At 60.4% G+C, this 14,669-nt stretch carries 15 protein-coding genes; 7 read left to right on the forward strand and 8 right to left on the reverse strand.

The window, feature by feature from the left end; all coding sequences use genetic code 11:
• Positions 1-71 precede the first annotated feature (71 nt).
• Positions 72-668 (reverse strand): L,D-transpeptidase, encoded by a 597-nt coding sequence (locus OEZ49_RS18410; RefSeq protein ID WP_263389674.1) that lies wholly within the window; start codon positions 666-668, stop codon positions 72-74.
• Between the two features lie 501 nt (positions 669-1,169).
• Here OEZ49_RS18410 and OEZ49_RS18415 point away from each other — a divergent pair.
• Positions 1,170-1,868 carry a VPLPA-CTERM sorting domain-containing protein gene (locus tag OEZ49_RS18415; RefSeq protein WP_263389675.1) on the forward strand — a complete coding sequence of 233 codons (699 nt, stop codon included), beginning with the start codon at positions 1,170-1,172 and terminating at the stop codon, positions 1,866-1,868.
• An 87-nt stretch (positions 1,869-1,955) separates the two neighbouring features.
• On the opposite strand, the gene OEZ49_RS18420 is transcribed toward OEZ49_RS18415, so the two are convergent.
• Complete coding sequence (locus OEZ49_RS18420; RefSeq protein WP_263389676.1) at positions 1,956-3,455, reverse strand: CoA-acylating methylmalonate-semialdehyde dehydrogenase; 1,500 nt, start codon at positions 3,453-3,455, stop codon at positions 1,956-1,958.
• Positions 3,456-3,560: 105 nt separating this feature from the next.
• Between OEZ49_RS18420 and OEZ49_RS18425 the strand changes: the two genes are divergently transcribed.
• The 3 genes from OEZ49_RS18425 to coaD all read left to right on the forward strand — a co-directional run bounded on the left by OEZ49_RS18425 (position 3,561) and on the right by coaD (position 5,550).
• The gene (locus OEZ49_RS18425) at positions 3,561-4,463 is read left to right on the forward strand and encodes a LysR family transcriptional regulator (protein ID WP_263389677.1); all 903 of its coding nucleotides are present in this window, start codon (positions 3,561-3,563) and stop codon (positions 4,461-4,463) included.
• Between the two features lie 61 nt (positions 4,464-4,524).
• A complete protein-coding gene (locus tag OEZ49_RS18430; RefSeq protein WP_164132556.1) occupies positions 4,525-4,959 on the forward strand; it encodes a CBS domain-containing protein in 435 nt (144 codons plus the stop codon).
• Positions 4,960-5,052: 93 nt separating this feature from the next.
• The gene (coaD, locus tag OEZ49_RS18435) at positions 5,053-5,550 is read left to right on the forward strand and encodes a pantetheine-phosphate adenylyltransferase (protein ID WP_263389678.1); all 498 of its coding nucleotides are present in this window, start codon (positions 5,053-5,055) and stop codon (positions 5,548-5,550) included.
• Positions 5,551-5,567: 17 nt separating this feature from the next.
• On the opposite strand, the gene OEZ49_RS18440 is transcribed toward coaD, so the two are convergent.
• Positions 5,568-5,711, reverse strand: coding sequence for a hypothetical protein (locus OEZ49_RS18440; RefSeq protein ID WP_263389679.1), 144 nt, complete (start codon positions 5,709-5,711; stop codon positions 5,568-5,570).
• Between the two features lie 75 nt (positions 5,712-5,786).
• Entirely contained in the window at positions 5,787-6,788 is a 1,002-nt protein-coding gene (gene gap / locus OEZ49_RS18445; protein ID WP_164132554.1) for a type I glyceraldehyde-3-phosphate dehydrogenase, read from the reverse strand.
• Between the two features lie 184 nt (positions 6,789-6,972).
• Here gap and OEZ49_RS18450 point away from each other — a divergent pair, with 184 nt between their 5' ends.
• Entirely contained in the window at positions 6,973-7,944 is a 972-nt protein-coding gene (locus tag OEZ49_RS18450; RefSeq protein ID WP_263389680.1) for a DUF808 domain-containing protein, read from the forward strand.
• A 54-nt stretch (positions 7,945-7,998) separates the two neighbouring features.
• Here the strand turns inward: OEZ49_RS18450 and tkt are convergent, their stop codons facing one another.
• The gene (gene tkt / locus OEZ49_RS18455; protein ID WP_263389681.1) at positions 7,999-10,020 is read right to left on the reverse strand and encodes a transketolase; all 2,022 of its coding nucleotides are present in this window, start codon (positions 10,018-10,020) and stop codon (positions 7,999-8,001) included.
• A gap of 252 nt (positions 10,021-10,272) precedes the next feature.
• Between tkt and OEZ49_RS18460 the strand changes: the two genes are divergently transcribed.
• Positions 10,273-11,130, forward strand: coding sequence for a hypothetical protein (locus tag OEZ49_RS18460; protein ID WP_263389682.1), 858 nt, complete (start codon positions 10,273-10,275; stop codon positions 11,128-11,130).
• Positions 11,130-11,525 (forward strand): cell division protein ZapA, encoded by a 396-nt coding sequence (locus OEZ49_RS18465; RefSeq protein WP_263389683.1) that lies wholly within the window; start codon positions 11,130-11,132, stop codon positions 11,523-11,525. The genes OEZ49_RS18460 and OEZ49_RS18465 overlap by 1 nt, the downstream gene beginning before the upstream one ends.
• Positions 11,526-11,666: 141 nt before the next feature.
• Here OEZ49_RS18465 and grxD read toward each other — a convergent pair whose 3' ends face one another.
• The 3 genes from grxD to purL all read right to left on the reverse strand — a co-directional run bounded on the left by grxD (position 11,667) and on the right by purL (position 14,634).
• On the reverse strand, positions 11,667-12,029 hold the full coding sequence (grxD, locus tag OEZ49_RS18470; protein WP_263389684.1) for a Grx4 family monothiol glutaredoxin: 363 nt from the start codon (positions 12,027-12,029) through the stop codon (positions 11,667-11,669).
• 101 nt (positions 12,030-12,130) lie between these two features.
• Positions 12,131-12,367, reverse strand: a complete 237-nt coding sequence (locus OEZ49_RS18475; RefSeq protein WP_164132548.1) for a BolA/IbaG family iron-sulfur metabolism protein — start codon at positions 12,365-12,367, stop codon at positions 12,131-12,133.
• Positions 12,368-12,474: 107 nt separating this feature from the next.
• Positions 12,475-14,634 carry a phosphoribosylformylglycinamidine synthase subunit PurL gene (gene purL / locus OEZ49_RS18480; RefSeq protein ID WP_263389685.1) on the reverse strand — a complete coding sequence of 720 codons (2,160 nt, stop codon included), beginning with the start codon at positions 14,632-14,634 and terminating at the stop codon, positions 12,475-12,477.
• Positions 14,635-14,669 lie beyond the last annotated feature (35 nt).

The raw sequence follows: 14,669 nt of genomic DNA on the forward strand, positions 1-14,669 counted from the left end.
CATTCAGACCTCCCTTTTGGGAGTTTGAATCAGAACCTAGACCAGATGGGAATCCTGAATCTCAACAGACCCTAGAGCAGCCGGACCTGGGTGCCGACCTGCACCAGTTCATAAAGTTCCTCGACATGCTGGTTGTAGAGCCCGATACACCCCGACGAGCTTTGCCGTCCGATCTTGCGGGTGTCCTGGGTACCATGCACCAGATAAGCGGGCCAGGTCAGGTACATCGCGCGGGTGCCGAGTGGATTGCCCTCTTCGCCGCCTTCCATTCGGATCGGCAGGGTGGGATCGCGCTCGCGCATGGAGGCGGTGGGGGTCCAGCTGGGGTTGACCTTCTTGCGCACCACCTCGGTGTAGCCGCGCCGGGTCAGCTCTTCGGTCATCGGCACCGAGGAGGGGTAGAGTTTATAGGTGCCGTCCGGTGCCCAGTAATGTACGGCCCGGCTGGATATGTCAGCCAGCAGGCAGCCAACTCCGATAGTGTCAAAATGGTTCTGCCAATTCTGCTGGGCAAAGGCCGAGATATTTCGCCGAACCGCAACTTGGTCGCGGATCACTTCCTCGTTCGTTGGAAAAGCATCGGTGGATTGCGCGCGGACGATGGTCGGTGTGGCCAAGGTTGCAGCGAAGCCCATCAGGGTCGCGCGGCGGGTCATTTTTCGTTGCATTCGCTGGTTACCTGCTCATTGCTTCTTAGCGTTGGGCTCAAGATAGTGTGGCGTTGTTTCGGTTTCCAGCGCCTAGTGAGGCAAGTGCGTCAAATAGGCGTGAAACTGCGGAAAAAGCAGTACGATGACCGTTGGTGTTTGAGTTTGTGATTCGAGCTTTATTGACGGATTGTTTAGCTTTTGAAAACTTATTAGTTAGATTACAACTTATTGAATGTTTCCGTTTCGGAAACGGTAGGTTCACACTGGACGAGTTTTAGGAAACTCGACAGCGAGGAGTTTGAGAAATAACCAGAGAATCGAAGAAAATTCTTAGTGTTTCTGGTGTGTTGGGTGGTTTTGAGGCGGAAATTTCTTGTTCTTCTGTCGGCTAATTAATGAAATTCAAATTTTAACTTCAAAGCAAAACGTCACTTCTGATGTGAAAGTTTTCTATAGTAATGCTTAATTGGGGGATCTTGTGCATCTGACGATCCTGTAAACGTAACGAATAGGTGATCTATGAAAAAACTTTCGAAGCCAAAGATGATCGCTGTGGCTACGACTTTGACCTTGGCCGCTGGCTCTGCGTCGGCGTTGACAAGCGCGACGTTTAACCTGAGTGGAGGCGACTCGACGAACTATAGTCTTCTGCCGTCGTCCTTTAATCTGAGCTCTGGTGGGATCGACGCCAACTTTGCGGCCGGATCGTTTACCAGTATCAGCGTTTCTGGTAACACCATCACTTCAGCGTCCTTCGCATCGGATCCTCGTATCGGGCGTTACTTCGGCGGTGCCGGTGTTACCAACTCTTCGGGGGAGGCGCATTGGGTCGATGGTTACGGACGGTACGACTTTATTGTTATGACATTTTCGGTGTCGGTCAGTATTGCAGAACTGATTTTCGGCTACTATGACAGCAGCGAGAACTTTCGCTGGATGTATGATTCAAGCGGTGATGGCAGCATCGGTGTAAATGACTTTATCAGCAACTCGACAAATGCGGGAAGCGATGCAAAGTTCAGCGAATTTAACCCGACTGGTATTCTCAGCAAGGTCTGGGCCGTCGGTGCATTCGGGCGTTACGACGACTGGAAATTCAAAGCTGTCACGGTCAACTACGAGCCATCGGTAGTCCCGTTGCCTGCGACTGGTCTGCTGCTGGCCGGTGCCCTTGCTGGTTTTGGAGCCATGCGTCGGCGAAAGACGAAGGCCGCCTGACCAGCATAAGTTATTTGACTTGAGACGAGTGAGAAAGGGCGCTGTTTCCAGCGCCCTTGCCTTTTCTTATTTGGTATTTGGACCGGATCATTCCATCACGGGGATCGAGAATTCGCCGCCTTCCTTGATGCCCGAGGGCCAGCGGGCGGTGACGGTCTTGGTCCGGGTATAGAACTTAAACGCGTCGGGGCCGTGCTGGTTCAGGTCGCCAAACGCGGATTTCTTCCAGCCGCCAAAAGTGTGATAGGCCAGCGGCACCGGGATCGGCACGTTGACGCCGACCATGCCGATATTGATCCGGTTGGCGAAATCGCGCGCGGCGTCGCCGTCGCGGGTAAAGATCGCGGTGCCGTTGCCGTATTCGTGGTCCATCGCCAGGCCAAGCGCCTCTTCATAGGTCTTGGCGCGCACGGTGCTGAGGACCGGGCCAAAGATCTCTTTCTTGTAGATGTCCATGTCGGGGGTGACATGGTCAAAGAGATGCGGGCCGACAAAGAAGCCGTCTTCGTAGCCTTGCAGGCTGAAATCGCGGCCATCGACCACCAGCTTGGCGCCCTGTTCCACGCCCGAGTTTACCAGACGCAGGATGTTTTCCTTGGCGGCGGCGGTCACGACGGGGCCGTAATCGACGTCCTTGCCGGCGGTATAGGGGCCGACCTTCAGTTTCTCGATGCGGGGCACCAGTTTCTCGATCAGGCGGTCGGCGGTCTCGTCGCCCACCGGCACGGCGACCGAAATGGCCATGCAGCGTTCGCCCGCGGCACCGTAACCTGCACCCACCAGCGCGTCGGCGGCCTGGTCCATATCGGCGTCGGGCATGATGATCATGTGGTTCTTGGCGCCGCCAAAGCACTGCACGCGCTTGCCCTGGGCGCAGCCGGTGCCATAGATATACTCGGCGATCGGGGTCGAGCCGACAAAGCCGACCGACTGGATCACCGGGTTGTACAGGATCGCGTCGACCGCTTCCTTGTCGCCGTTTACCACCTGCAGGATGCCCTTGGGCAGTCCGGCCTCTTCCATCAGTTCGGCCAGCATCAGCGGCACCGAGGGGTCACGCTCGGACGGTTTCAGGATGAAAGCGTTGCCGCAGGCGATGGCGGGCGCGAACATCCACATCGGGATCATGGCGGGGAAGTTGAACGGCGTGATACCGGCGGTGACACCCAGGGCCTGACGCATCGAATACATGTCGATGCCGGGGCCGGCGCTGTCGGTGAAATCGCCTTTCAGCATCTGCGGGGCGCCGATGCAGTATTCCACCACTTCCAGCCCGCGCTGCACGTCGCCGGCGGCGTCGGGCAGGGTCTTGCCATGCTCGCGGCTCAGTGCCTCGGCCAGCTTGTCCATGTCGCGGTTCAGAAGGTCGACGAATTTCATCATCACCCGTGCGCGGCGCTGCGGGTTGACGGCGGCCCAGGCGGGCTGGGCGGCGGCGGCGATTTCCACCGCGCGGGCCATTTCCTCGGTCGAGGCGAGCGGGCATTTGGCCTGTACTTCGCCGGTGGCGGGGTTGAAGACATCGGCAAAACGGCCCGAGGTGCCTTTGACATGTTCGCCGTTGATATAGTGGGTCAGTTCCTGCATGGGATCTCCTCCGGATTGGCTGACGGCACTTTAGGCTTGCAGAAATCCCGAGAAAAGGGGCAAGATTTCAAAGTCGTTTTGCAAGAATGCAGTATTGGGTGGCCTATGGAACCGCATTGGGATGATATGAAAGTGTTTCTGGCCGTTGCGCGCGAGGAAAGTCTTTCCGGGGCGGGGCGGTTGCTGAAACTAGATCCGGCCACGGTCGGCCGACGGATTGCCCGGTTGGAGGCGGCATACGACACGCCCCTTTTTGCCAAGTCGCCACAGGGCTACACCATGACAGCGGCCGGAGAGCGGCTGTTGGCGCATGGGGAACAGGCCGAGGCTGCGATGCGCAGCGCATCCGAGGCACTGGCGGGCACGACCGAAGGGTTGACTGGCCAGATTCGAATAGGTGCACCGGATGGGAGCGCCAACTACCTGCTGCCGCAGGTCTGTGCGCAGATCAGCGACGAGAACCCGGATCTGGATATTCAGATCCTGGCCCTGCCGCGCATCATCAACCTGTCGCGGCGCGAGGCAGACATGGCGATTACCGTTAGCGCCCCGACTGCCGGGCATCTGCTGGTACAGAAGATCACCGATTACAAGCTGCACCTGGTTGCCGCGCGCCAGTATCTAAGGCGCAATGCGCCCATCGAAAAAGTCGAGGACCTTAAGGGCCATCGGATGATCGGCTATATTCCCGACATGATCTTTGACCGAGAACTGGATTATCTAAATGATATCGGTGTTGAACGTGTTGCGCTGTCGTCGAATTCGGTATCAGTCCAGCTTCGGCATGCGTCTCACGGATCCGGCGTGTGCGTTGCGCATGACTTCACGCTACCATTTCACGGCAATCTGCGCCAGATTCTGACCGACCGGATCAGTCTGACGCGTTCTTTTTACCTAGTGCGCCATCAGGGAGATCAGCGCAGCGAGCGTCTGAACCGGTTCGCCGAGGCACTCTCTCGCGGTATCCGCGACGAGGTGGCACGGCTTGAAGGCCATGGCGCGTCTTGACAGGATCGCCCTTTGACGCAACGCTTTGGAAAGTGAGAAGATATTTTCGGAGGAGTTGCGAATGCTTGTTCAGGCCATTCTGAAGTCAAAGGCCAGTGACGCGGTGGTCACCGTCCCGGCATCGGCAACGGTCTCGGAAGCCGCGGCGATATTGGCGGAAAAGCGGATCGGGACGGTCGTTGTCTCGGACGACGGCGTCACTGCTCTTGGCATCTTGTCGGAACGTGACATCGTGCGTGAATTGGCTGCCAATGGAAGTGGCTGCCTGACGCAAAGTGTGAGCGAATACATGACGGCGGATCTGGTGACCTGCACCCGCGATTCGTCTGTCCAGAACGTTCTGACGCAGATGACCGAGCGGCGTTTCCGGCACATGCCCGTTGTCGAAGAAGGCAAGCTGATCGGCATTGTCACTCTTGGCGATGTGGTCAAGGCGCAGCTGTCGGAACTGGCGATGGAAAAGGATGCCCTTGAAAGCATGATCATGGGGCACTGATCCGCCAAGTTTTTTCGCCGCAGGTTGGAATGCTTGCACCTGCGGCGAAGATATGTTTGCTTGCGCAGCAATAATATTGCGCAGGAGGGCGCCATGAGAGTTGCATTGTATCCCGGAACCTTCGACCCGATTACTCTGGGGCATATCGACATCATCCGGCGCGCCTCTGCTCTGGTGGACAAGCTGGTTATTGGTGTCGCCATCAACCGGGACAAGGGGCCTCTCTTCAATCTGGAGGAGCGGGTTGCAATGATCGAAGCCGAGTGCGCCAAGCTCAGCGCCGAGACAGAGACCGAGATCGTGGCCCATCCTTTCGAGAATCTGCTGATTGATTGCGCCCGGGATGTCGGGGCTCAGATCATCGTCCGGGGCCTGCGCGCTGTTGCCGATTTTGAATATGAATTCCAGATGGTTGGCATGAACCGGGCGCTTGACGACAAGATCGAGACAGTGTTCCTCATGGCCGATGCGCGCCGACAGGCGATCGCCTCGAAGCTGGTCAAGGAAATCGCGCGTCTGGGTGGTGATGTGTCCAAGTTCGTGACACCGCTGGTTAACGACGCGTTGAAAGAGCGACTTTCCGTGAAGTAACGCCGAGGTGGCAGGTGTCACCGCCAGAATGCCATCCATTCAAGCAGATCGAACAGCTTCTTGCCGAGAAAGAGGATGTGCTCGGTTCCGAACATCGCAAAATCCAACATCATCCCGCCCAGGAGAAAGATGCCGAGCCAAAGGGCGATCTGGTTGGTCATGTAAGGTCGGCTCCGACGAAAACGCCCGCTCAGATAACCTGAGCGGGCGTATCTTCTCAAGTGGGTCGGCGTAAATCAGCCAAGCTTGCCCATGGCCACGGCAACATCCGCCATACGGACCGAGAAACCCCATTCGTTGTCGTACCACGCCAGCACGCGCACCATGCGGCCTTCGACCACACGGGTTTGGTCGGGGGCAAAGATCGAGCTTTCGGGCGTGTGATTGAAATCGGTCGAGACCAGCGGTGCGGGCTCGTAGCCCAGCACGCCCTTCATCGGACCAGCGGCGGCGGCCTGCACGGCAGCGTTCACTTCCTCTGCGGTCACGTCGCGCCCGGCGCGGAAAGTCAGGTCAACGGCCGAGACATTGGGCGTCGGCACCCGGATCGCCGATCCGTCCAGCCGTCCCTTGAGGTTCGGCAGCACCTCACCCAGTGCCTTGGCGGCCCCGGTCGAGGTAGGGATCATCGACATCGCGGCGGCACGGGCGCGATAGAGGTCCTTGTGGCGGCGGTCCAGCGTCGGCTGGTCGCCGGTATAGGCGTGGATCGTGGTCATGATGCCGTGCTCGATCCCGAATGCCTCGTCCAGCACCTTGGCCAGCGGCGCCAGGCAGTTGGTGGTGCAGGACCCGTTCGAGATCATGGTGTCAGCAGCGGTTAGCTGGTCGTCGTTGACGCCGAACACGATGGTCTTGTCCACGTTCTTGCCGGGGGCGGATAGCAGCACCTTCTTGGCGCCACGCTCCAAATGCACCTTGGCCTTGGCGCCATCGTTGAACTTGCCGGTGCATTCCAGCACCACGTCGCAGCCCGACCAGTCCAGTTCGTTCAGATCATAGGTCGAGAACATTTGCATGTCGCCCCGGCCCAGGTTCATGGTGCCGTCGCCGATGCTGACCTCACCCGGAAAACGACCATGCACGCTGTCGTACTTGATCAGGTGGGCGGCGGTTTCCAGCGGACCGGTTGCGTTGACCTTGATCACCTCGATATCGTCGCGGCCCGAGGCTGCGATATGCGACAGGGTGCACCGACCGATGCGGCCAAATCCGTTGATACCAACCTTGATGGTCATTCCGATACTCCGACAGACGTGAATTTGTCCCGCCATATAGACGGCGCTGTCCGGCTCAGAAAGGGCAAAACCGATTTATTTTGAGTGTGTTAGCGCAAACTTGGCCCGGTTGCGCTAACGCTTGCGGCCAGCAGGCGTTACACTAGGGTGACCAAAGATGCGGGCAGGATGAAAGGAAGCGGGCATGAGTGGATTGCTGGCCCTTCTCGATGATGTGGCGGGAATTGCCAAGGTCGCGGCGGCCTCGGTCGACGATGTGGCGGCACAGGCAGCCAAGGCGGGCGCCAAGGCGGCGGGCGCGGTGATCGACGATGCGGCGGTGACCCCGAAATATGTGCATGGTTTCGCGCCCGCGCGCGAATTGCCGATCATCTGGAAGATTGCCCGCGGTTCGATCCGCAACAAGCTGCTGATCCTGTTGCCTGCCGCGCTACTGTTGGCGAATTTCGCGCCCTGGCTGATTGCGCCTCTCTTGATGCTAGGTGGGGGCTATTTGTGCTTTGAGGGCGCGGAGAAGGTCTATCACGCGCTTGTGCCGCACGACACCAGCCATGTGTTCAAGGAGGACGAACCGGGCGATCCGCTGCATCTGGAAGAGCAGAAGGCTGCCGGCGCCATCAAGACCGATTTCATACTGTCGGCCGAGATCATGACCATCATTCTGGCCGCCATTCCCGAAAGCGGGTTCTGGATGGAGGCGGCGACTTTGGCGGTGGCGGGGATCGGCATCACAATTGCGGTCTACGGATCCGTGGCGTTGATCGTGAAGGCCGACGACTTTGGCCTGTTTCTGGCGGAAAACGGACGTCTGGGGGCGACGCGCGCCTTTGGCAGGGGGCTGGTACGGGGAATGCCGCGTTTCATGCACCTGCTGACCGTGGTGGGCACAGCGGCGATGCTGTGGGTTGGCGGGTCGATCGTCATTCATGGCATGGAAGAGTTGGGCTTTGACTGGCTAGGCCATTTGATCCACGACTGGGCCTATGCCGTGGGTCATTTGGTTCCTGCGGCGTGGATCGGGCCGGTGGAATGGATCGCCAAGGCTGCCATGGATGGCGTCTTTGGGCTGGCGCTCGGCATTCTGTTGATCCCGTTGGCGACAAAAGTCATCGCGCCGGTGCTGTCGGCAGTCACCGGCAAAAAGAACACACATTAACAACGAACAGGGCGGCACATGGCCGCCCTTTCCCGATCAGATTGACTGTGGAACTCAGCCCAGCAGTTCCTTGGCCTTGGCCACGGTCGCAGCCGCAGTGATGCCGAACTTCTCGTAGAGTTCTTCGGCCGGAGCGGAGGCACCGAAGCCGGTCATGCCGATGAAGCCCGCCTTGGCCTCGCGCCCGCGCTCACCCAGCAGCCAGCGATCCCAGCCGCCTGCGCGCATCGCGGCCTCGATGCCCACTCGGACTGGACCGGCAGGCAGAACCCGCTTGCGATAGGCTTCGTCCTGCTCGGCGAACAGTTCCATACAGGGCATCGACACCACGCGGGTGCCAATCCCTTCGGCCTCCAGCGCCGCGCGGGCCTGCATGGCGATCTCGACTTCGGAGCCGGTGGCGATCAGGATCACCTGACGCTTGCCGGTGGCCTCGGCCAGCACATAGCCGCCCTGAGCGGTCAGGTTCTTGGTCTTGTGCTCGGTGCGCAGTGTCGGCAGGTTCTGGCGCGTCAGCGACAGGACCGAGGGGCTCTGCTGGAAGGTCAGCGCCAGTTCCCAGGCCTCGGCGGTTTCCACCGTATCGGCGGGGCGGAACACATAGGTGTTGGGCGTGGCCCGGCTGATCGCCAGATGCTCCACCGGCTGGTGGGTCGGACCATCCTCGCCCAACCCAATCGAGTCATGCGTCATCACAAAGACCGACGGGATCTTCATCAGCGCGGCCAGGCGCATCGCCGGGCGCGCATAGTCGGTGAAGCACATGAAGGTGCCGCCATAGGGGCGGATACCGCCATGCAGCGCCATGCCGTTCATCGCCGCCGCCATGCCATGTTCGCGGATACCCCAGTGGATATAGCGACCCTTGCGGTTTTCCGGCAGGAAGATGCCCAGATCGGCGGTCTTGGTGTTGTTCGACCCGGTCAGGTCGGCCGAGCCGCCGACGGTTTCGGTCATGATCGGGTTGACGACCTTCAGCACCTCTTCCGAGCTTTTGCGGGTGGCCCATTTGGGTTGCTCTTCAGACACCTGCTTTTTCAGCGCGCGGATTGCGCCCGACAGCTTCTTGGGCGCCTCGAACGCATAGGCGCGGGTGAACTCGGCCTGCTTGCGCTCGCTCAGCTCGGCAAAGCGGGCCTGCCAGGCGGCGCGCTCGGCGGCGCCCCGGCTGCCGATGGCCTCCCAGGCGGATTTCACATCCGCGGGCACCTCGAAGGGCCCATGCGCCCAGCCATAAGCCTCTTTCGCGGCCAGAAGCTGCCCCTGATCGGTCAGCGCGCCATGACCCTTGGAGGTGTCCTGTGCCGCGTGGCCAAGCGCGATATGGGTCTTGCAGGCGATCATCGTGGGTTTTTTCGAGCCCTTGGCCTGGATCAGGGCGGCGTCGATGGCGGCCGGGTCATGGCCGTCGATCTCGATCACATGCCAGCCCGAGGCGGCAAAGCGGCGGACCTGGTCGGTGCGGTCGGCGATATCGACGGTACCGTCGATGGTGATGTTGTTGTTGTCCCACAGGACGACGAGCTTGCTCAGCTCCAACCGGCCGGCAAGGCCGATGGCCTCCTGGCTGACGCCCTCCATCAGGCAGCCGTCTCCGGCGATCACATAGGTGTAATGGTCGACGACCTTCTTGCCGTATTGCGCGCGCTGGATTTCCTCGGCGATGGCAAAGCCCACGGCGTTCGAGATGCCCTGACCCAGCGGGCCGGTGGTGGTCTCGATCCCCTTGGCCAGGAAGTTTTCCGGGTGGCCGGCGGTCTTGGCGCCCATCTGGCGGAAGTTCTTGATCTCCTCCAGTGTTATCTCGGGGTTGCCGGTGAGATAGAGCAGCGAATAAAGCAGCATCGAGCCGTGACCCGCCGACAGGATGAACCGGTCGCGGTCGGGCCAGGTGGGGTTGGTGGCGTCGAATTTCAGGTGCTTTTCGAACAGCACGGTGGCGACATCGGCCATGCCCATCGGCATGCCGGAATGGCCGGAATTGGCCGCCACAATGGCATCCAGCGTCAGGGCGCGGATGGCAGTGGCCTTGGTCCAGTGGTCGGGGTTCGCAGTGCGCAGCGCAATCAGGTCCACGAGGCTTTGTCCTTTGGTTTTCGGGCGAGTTGCGCGCTCAATACCACTCACCCCTCAAAGTTCAAGCAGAACGGACCGATGGGGCGACGAGACGGATCAGAAGTGGCCTCCAAGTGATTGAAAGCAATGATAGGGGTATTTAGGGTGTCATTTGGTTAGACTACGTCTATTCATCCCAGCACCCGATTCGGACCAAATCGGGACCGGTAGCCGGGCAGAGAACAAAAAACGCGTCACACGAAGGTGAGGGGCATGAGCCAGATTGAGGAACTACAGGGCCGTATCTCGGCCGCGATGGAGCGGATCAGCGCTGGCGTCGAAAGTCTTGGAAGACCGCAACCGGTTGTTGCCGCGATAGAAGATGTGGAGCCAGATGCCGATCTGGTTGCACAGCTCGAGGATGAGCGGCTTGCCAATGCCCAGCTTGAGGAACGCCTGAAATCCATCAAGGCAAAGCATGCGGCAGAGATCGAAGCACTGACATCGCAAGACGACGGGGCGGCAGACGCGGACGAACTGGACCGTTTGCGCAGCGAACTGGATGAGGCTCGGCGCACGTTGTCCGAGGCACAGTCAAAGCTGGAGGCGGCGGCATCCGAGCAAGAGGCGGAAGATCGCGCGGCAATGCAAGGGGAGATCGAGGCACTTCGCGCCCAGGTCGAAAGCGCCGAGGATATCGCGCCGCTCAAGGCTGAACTGGAACAGCTCAGGTCTCAGACTGTCAACCCGGAGCTGCTGGAGCAGTTGCGTGAGGAGAATGCCGCACTCAAGGCCGAGTTGAGCAATTCCGAGCGTCTGTCCGAGCTGCTGGCCGAGTTGGAGATGCTGCGCGCGGAGCGGGTCAGTCACGGAGAGGCGATGTCGCGGCTCGACGGAGATCTGCAACGCCTGCGCAAGGCAAACGATCAATTGCGAAAGGTCGTATCCGAACTGAGAACGGCCAATGAGGCCGGAGTGGGAGAACCGCACCTGATCAACAGTGCGATGCTGGCCGAGTTGGAGGCGCTGCGGGCCCAACGGGCGACGGACGCATCAGAGGTGCATGCGGTCCTGAGCAAACTGGGGCCGTTGCTGTCCGCGGCCAACCTGGCAGAAGGAGAAGATGAGTGATGCCGGAGGTGACGATCCACATCGGGGGCCGGGGATTCGAAGTATCCTGTCAGGAAGGCGAAGAAAGCTACCTGCAAGCGGCTGCAAAAATGCTCGACGACGAGGCGCAAGTTCTGTCGGATCAGATCGGCCGCATGCCCGAGGCGCGCATGCTGCTGATGGCGGGGCTGATGCTCGCCGACAAGACCGCTGCGGTCGAGGACAAGATCAGGGTTGTCGAAGCCAGGCTTGCCGAACGCGAAGCGGAGATCGCCAGTCTGCGCAATGCGCCGGCCCCGGAACCCGAACGAGTCGAAATCGCGGTCATCCCGCCCTCTGTCACTGATACGCTGGCCGAACTCGCCGCGCGCGCGGAGGCGCTGGCGGACCAGGTCGAGGAGAAAGCCGCAGGATAAAGCCCGGCGGGATCTGACTAAGACGTTTGAAACATCTTGAAAAAAGGCGCCCTTTGGGGCGCCTTTTTCGACAGGATTTGTATCAAATCCTGAAAACAAGGTCTTTGAAAGACCTTGTCTGCGATAACCAATCGGAACGGATCAGGCGTTAGCGGCGCGAATCTTGTCGGCGGCGTCCTTGTCATAGACGACACCGTTTTCCTCGAACAATGTGTCGAGTTCACCGGAGAGGGTCATCTCGGTGATGATGTCGCAACCGCCGACGAATTCGCCCTTTACGTAGAGCTGCGGAATGGTCGGCCAGTCGGAATAGTCCTTGATCCCCTGGCGGATTTCGTCATCGGCTAGGACGTTGACGTCCTTGAATGCAACGCCCATGTAGTTCAGAACGCCGGCAACACGCGAGGAAAAGCCACATTGCGGCATCTCCTTGGTCCCCTTCATGTAGAGCACCACGTCGTTGGCTTTGACGGTTTCGTCGATGCGGGATTTTGCGTCGGTCATTGTCTCGTTTCCTGTTTCGCCGACGGTCGACCGTCAGGCATGTGAACAACTGAATTTTTCCGCCTCTGAGTTCAAGCGATGTATCAGTCAGTCTTTGGACGTTACTCGGGTGCCTTGGTTGTCAGGGCAAGTGCATGCAGCTTGCCGCTGTCGATCTCGGGTCTGACGGCGGCATTTACTGCGCGTTGTTGCTGAACACGGCTCTGCCCCTTGAAACTTTCATCGATAACTTCCGCCGCCCAATGGTTGCCGTCGCCCGCAAGGTCGGTGATGGTAATCTTTGCCTGCGGAAAACTGGCCCGGATCAGCGCTTCGATTTCATGGGCTTCCATAGCCATGTGATAAACTCCAGATGTATTGCTCTCAGATGTAGAGCGATGCGTCCCTACGTGCAAGGGAGCGGCGCACCAATGTGGTGCGCCGTCCAATTTGCAATCTGCCGGGATCAGGCGACGGCGGCTGCAAAGCTGCTGCGGAACAGGGCGGCCAAGTCGGCAAGCGGCGCCTCGGACGTGCCGATGCGGACAGTCTCGCCGCCAAATCGACCGACGGAGGAGACCTGCACGCCCGCCGTCGCGGCGGCCGTCATCAAGGCTTCGGCCTGGTCGAAATTGCAGGCGACCAGGTAGCGCGCTTGGTCCTCGCCGAAGAGGATCTCGGTGCCGGCCGTATCAAGCTGCACTCCGACGCCCGCGGCCTCTGCGAGTTCGAATGCAGCCAGCGCCAACCCGCCGTCCCCAAGATCCGTGCAGGCCTTGATCAGGTCGCGGTTGGCGCGGATGAAATCGCCGTTGCGCTTTTCAGCCTCGAGGTCCACATGAGGCGCGTCGCCGTCCTCGCGGTTGAACACCTCGGCCAGCAGGGCGGATTGCCCCAGGTGACCCGTGGTTTCGCCGATCAGCAATGCGACATGGCCTTCGCGTACATCCTTACCGATGATCTCTTCGGTCGAGGTCAGCAGGCCCACGGCGCCGATCGTCGGTGTGGGCAGGATCGCGCTGCCGTCGGTCTCGTTATAAAGCGACACGTTGCCGGACACGATGGGCATGTCGAGCGCCGCACAGGCCGCTCCGATTCCCTTGATCGCACCGACGAACTGACCCATGATTTCCGGCTTTTCGGGATTGCCGAAGTTCAGGTTGTCAGTCGAGGCCAGCGGCCGCGCGCCCACGGCGGTCAGGTTGCGATAAGCCTCGGCCACCGCCTGTTTGCCGCCTTCCTCCGGGTTTGCGCGCACGTATCGCGGCGTTACGTCACTGGTGAAGGCCAGCGCCTTGTCGGTGCCATGCACGCGCACGATTCCGGCGCCCAGACCCGGTGTGCGGGCACTGTCGGCCATGACCATGGTGTCGTATTGTTCGTAGACCCATTGCTTGCCGCCGTAGTTTGGCGAGCCGATCAGGGCGCGCAGAGCGTCGATCGGGTCGATCTGCGGCACCTCGCCGACAGGAGCTGCGGCCGGGGTAGGGACCCAGGGGCGGTCGTATTCAGGCGCTTGTCCTGACAGCGGCGACAGAGGCAGATCGGCGCGGACCTCGCCCTTGTGCATGATGATGAACCGGTCTTCGGCGATGGTTTCACCCACGATGGCAAAGTCGAGGTCCCATTTGTCGAATACCGCCTTGGCCTCGACCTCTTTCTCGGGCTTCAGCACCATGAGCATGCGCTCCTGGGATTCCGAGAGCATCATCTCGTAGGCGGTCATGTTCTCTTCGCGCTGCGGTACAGCGTCGAGGTTCAGCCGGATGCCCAGGCCGCCCTTGTCACCCATCTCGACCGCCGAACAGGTCAGACCAGCAGCACCCATGTCCTGGATCGAGATCACGGCGCCGGTCTGCATCAGTTCCAGACAGGCCTCCATCAAGCGCTTTTCAGTGAACGGGTCGCCCACCTGCACGGTGGGGCGCTTTTCCTCGATCGTGTCGTCAAACTCGGCGCTGGCCATTGTGGCGCCGCCGACGCCGTCGCGCCCGGTCTTGGCGCCCAGATAGACCACCGGCATGCCGATGCCCGAGGCGGCAGAGTAGAAGATCTTGTCGCTGTCGGCCAGACCCGCGGCAAACGCGTTCACAAGGCAGTTGCCGTTATAGGCGGGGTGGAACCGGACCTCGCCGCCCACACATGGCACGCCGAAACAGTTGCCATAGCCGCCGATGCCCTCGACCACACCATTGACCAGACGCCGGGTCTTGGGGTGGGACGGCTCGCCAAAGCTGAGCGCGTTCATCGAGGCGATGGGCCGTGCGCCCATGGTAAAGACGTCGCGCAGGATGCCGCCCACGCCGGTGGCGGCGCCCTGATAGGGTTCGATATAGGACGGGTGGTTGTGGCTTTCCATCTTGAAGACCACCGCCTGTCCGTCACCGATATCGACAACGCCCGCGTTTTCGCCCGGGCCGCAGATCACCTGCGGGCCGCTGGTGGGAAGGGTGCGCAGCCATTTCTTGGAGGATTTGTAGGAACAATGCTCGTTCCACATGGCCGAGAAGATGCCCAGCTCGGTAAAGGTCGGTTCGCGCCCGATGATCTCGAGGATCATGTCGTATTCCTCGGGCTTCAGCCCGTGCGCGGCGATCAGGTCCGGAGTGATTGCGGGCTCTTGCATCTGTGGTGTTCCCAAGCTGGCCGATGTTGCGCGCC

Origin of the sequence: Ruegeria marisflavi, from assembly GCF_025673445.1 — a bacterium.
GTDB classification, from domain to species: Bacteria; Pseudomonadota; Alphaproteobacteria; order Rhodobacterales; family Rhodobacteraceae; genus Ruegeria_B; species Ruegeria_B marisflavi.

Coding starts and splice junctions, on each gene's coding strand:
- OEZ49_RS18460 (WP_263389682.1), top strand. CDS start 10,273: ATGAGCCAGATTGAGGAACTACAGGGCCGTATCTCGGCCGCGATGGAG.
- OEZ49_RS18410 (WP_263389674.1), bottom strand. CDS start 668: ATGCAACGAAAAATGACCCGCCGCGCGACCCTGATGGGCTTCGCTGCA.
- purL (WP_263389685.1), bottom strand. CDS start 14,634: ATGCAAGAGCCCGCAATCACTCCGGACCTGATCGCCGCGCACGGGCTG.
- OEZ49_RS18465 (WP_263389683.1), top strand. CDS start 11,130: ATGCCGGAGGTGACGATCCACATCGGGGGCCGGGGATTCGAAGTATCC.
- gap (WP_164132554.1), bottom strand. CDS start 6,788: ATGACCATCAAGGTTGGTATCAACGGATTTGGCCGCATCGGTCGGTGC.
- OEZ49_RS18475 (WP_164132548.1), bottom strand. CDS start 12,367: ATGGCTATGGAAGCCCATGAAATCGAAGCGCTGATCCGGGCCAGTTTT.
- OEZ49_RS18440 (WP_263389679.1), bottom strand. CDS start 5,711: ATGACCAACCAGATCGCCCTTTGGCTCGGCATCTTTCTCCTGGGCGGG.
- OEZ49_RS18430 (WP_164132556.1), top strand. CDS start 4,525: ATGCTTGTTCAGGCCATTCTGAAGTCAAAGGCCAGTGACGCGGTGGTC.
- coaD (WP_263389678.1), top strand. CDS start 5,053: ATGAGAGTTGCATTGTATCCCGGAACCTTCGACCCGATTACTCTGGGG.
- OEZ49_RS18420 (WP_263389676.1), bottom strand. CDS start 3,455: ATGCAGGAACTGACCCACTATATCAACGGCGAACATGTCAAAGGCACC.
- OEZ49_RS18450 (WP_263389680.1), top strand. CDS start 6,973: ATGAGTGGATTGCTGGCCCTTCTCGATGATGTGGCGGGAATTGCCAAG.
- OEZ49_RS18425 (WP_263389677.1), top strand. CDS start 3,561: ATGGAACCGCATTGGGATGATATGAAAGTGTTTCTGGCCGTTGCGCGC.
- grxD (WP_263389684.1), bottom strand. CDS start 12,029: ATGACCGACGCAAAATCCCGCATCGACGAAACCGTCAAAGCCAACGAC.
- OEZ49_RS18415 (WP_263389675.1), top strand. CDS start 1,170: ATGAAAAAACTTTCGAAGCCAAAGATGATCGCTGTGGCTACGACTTTG.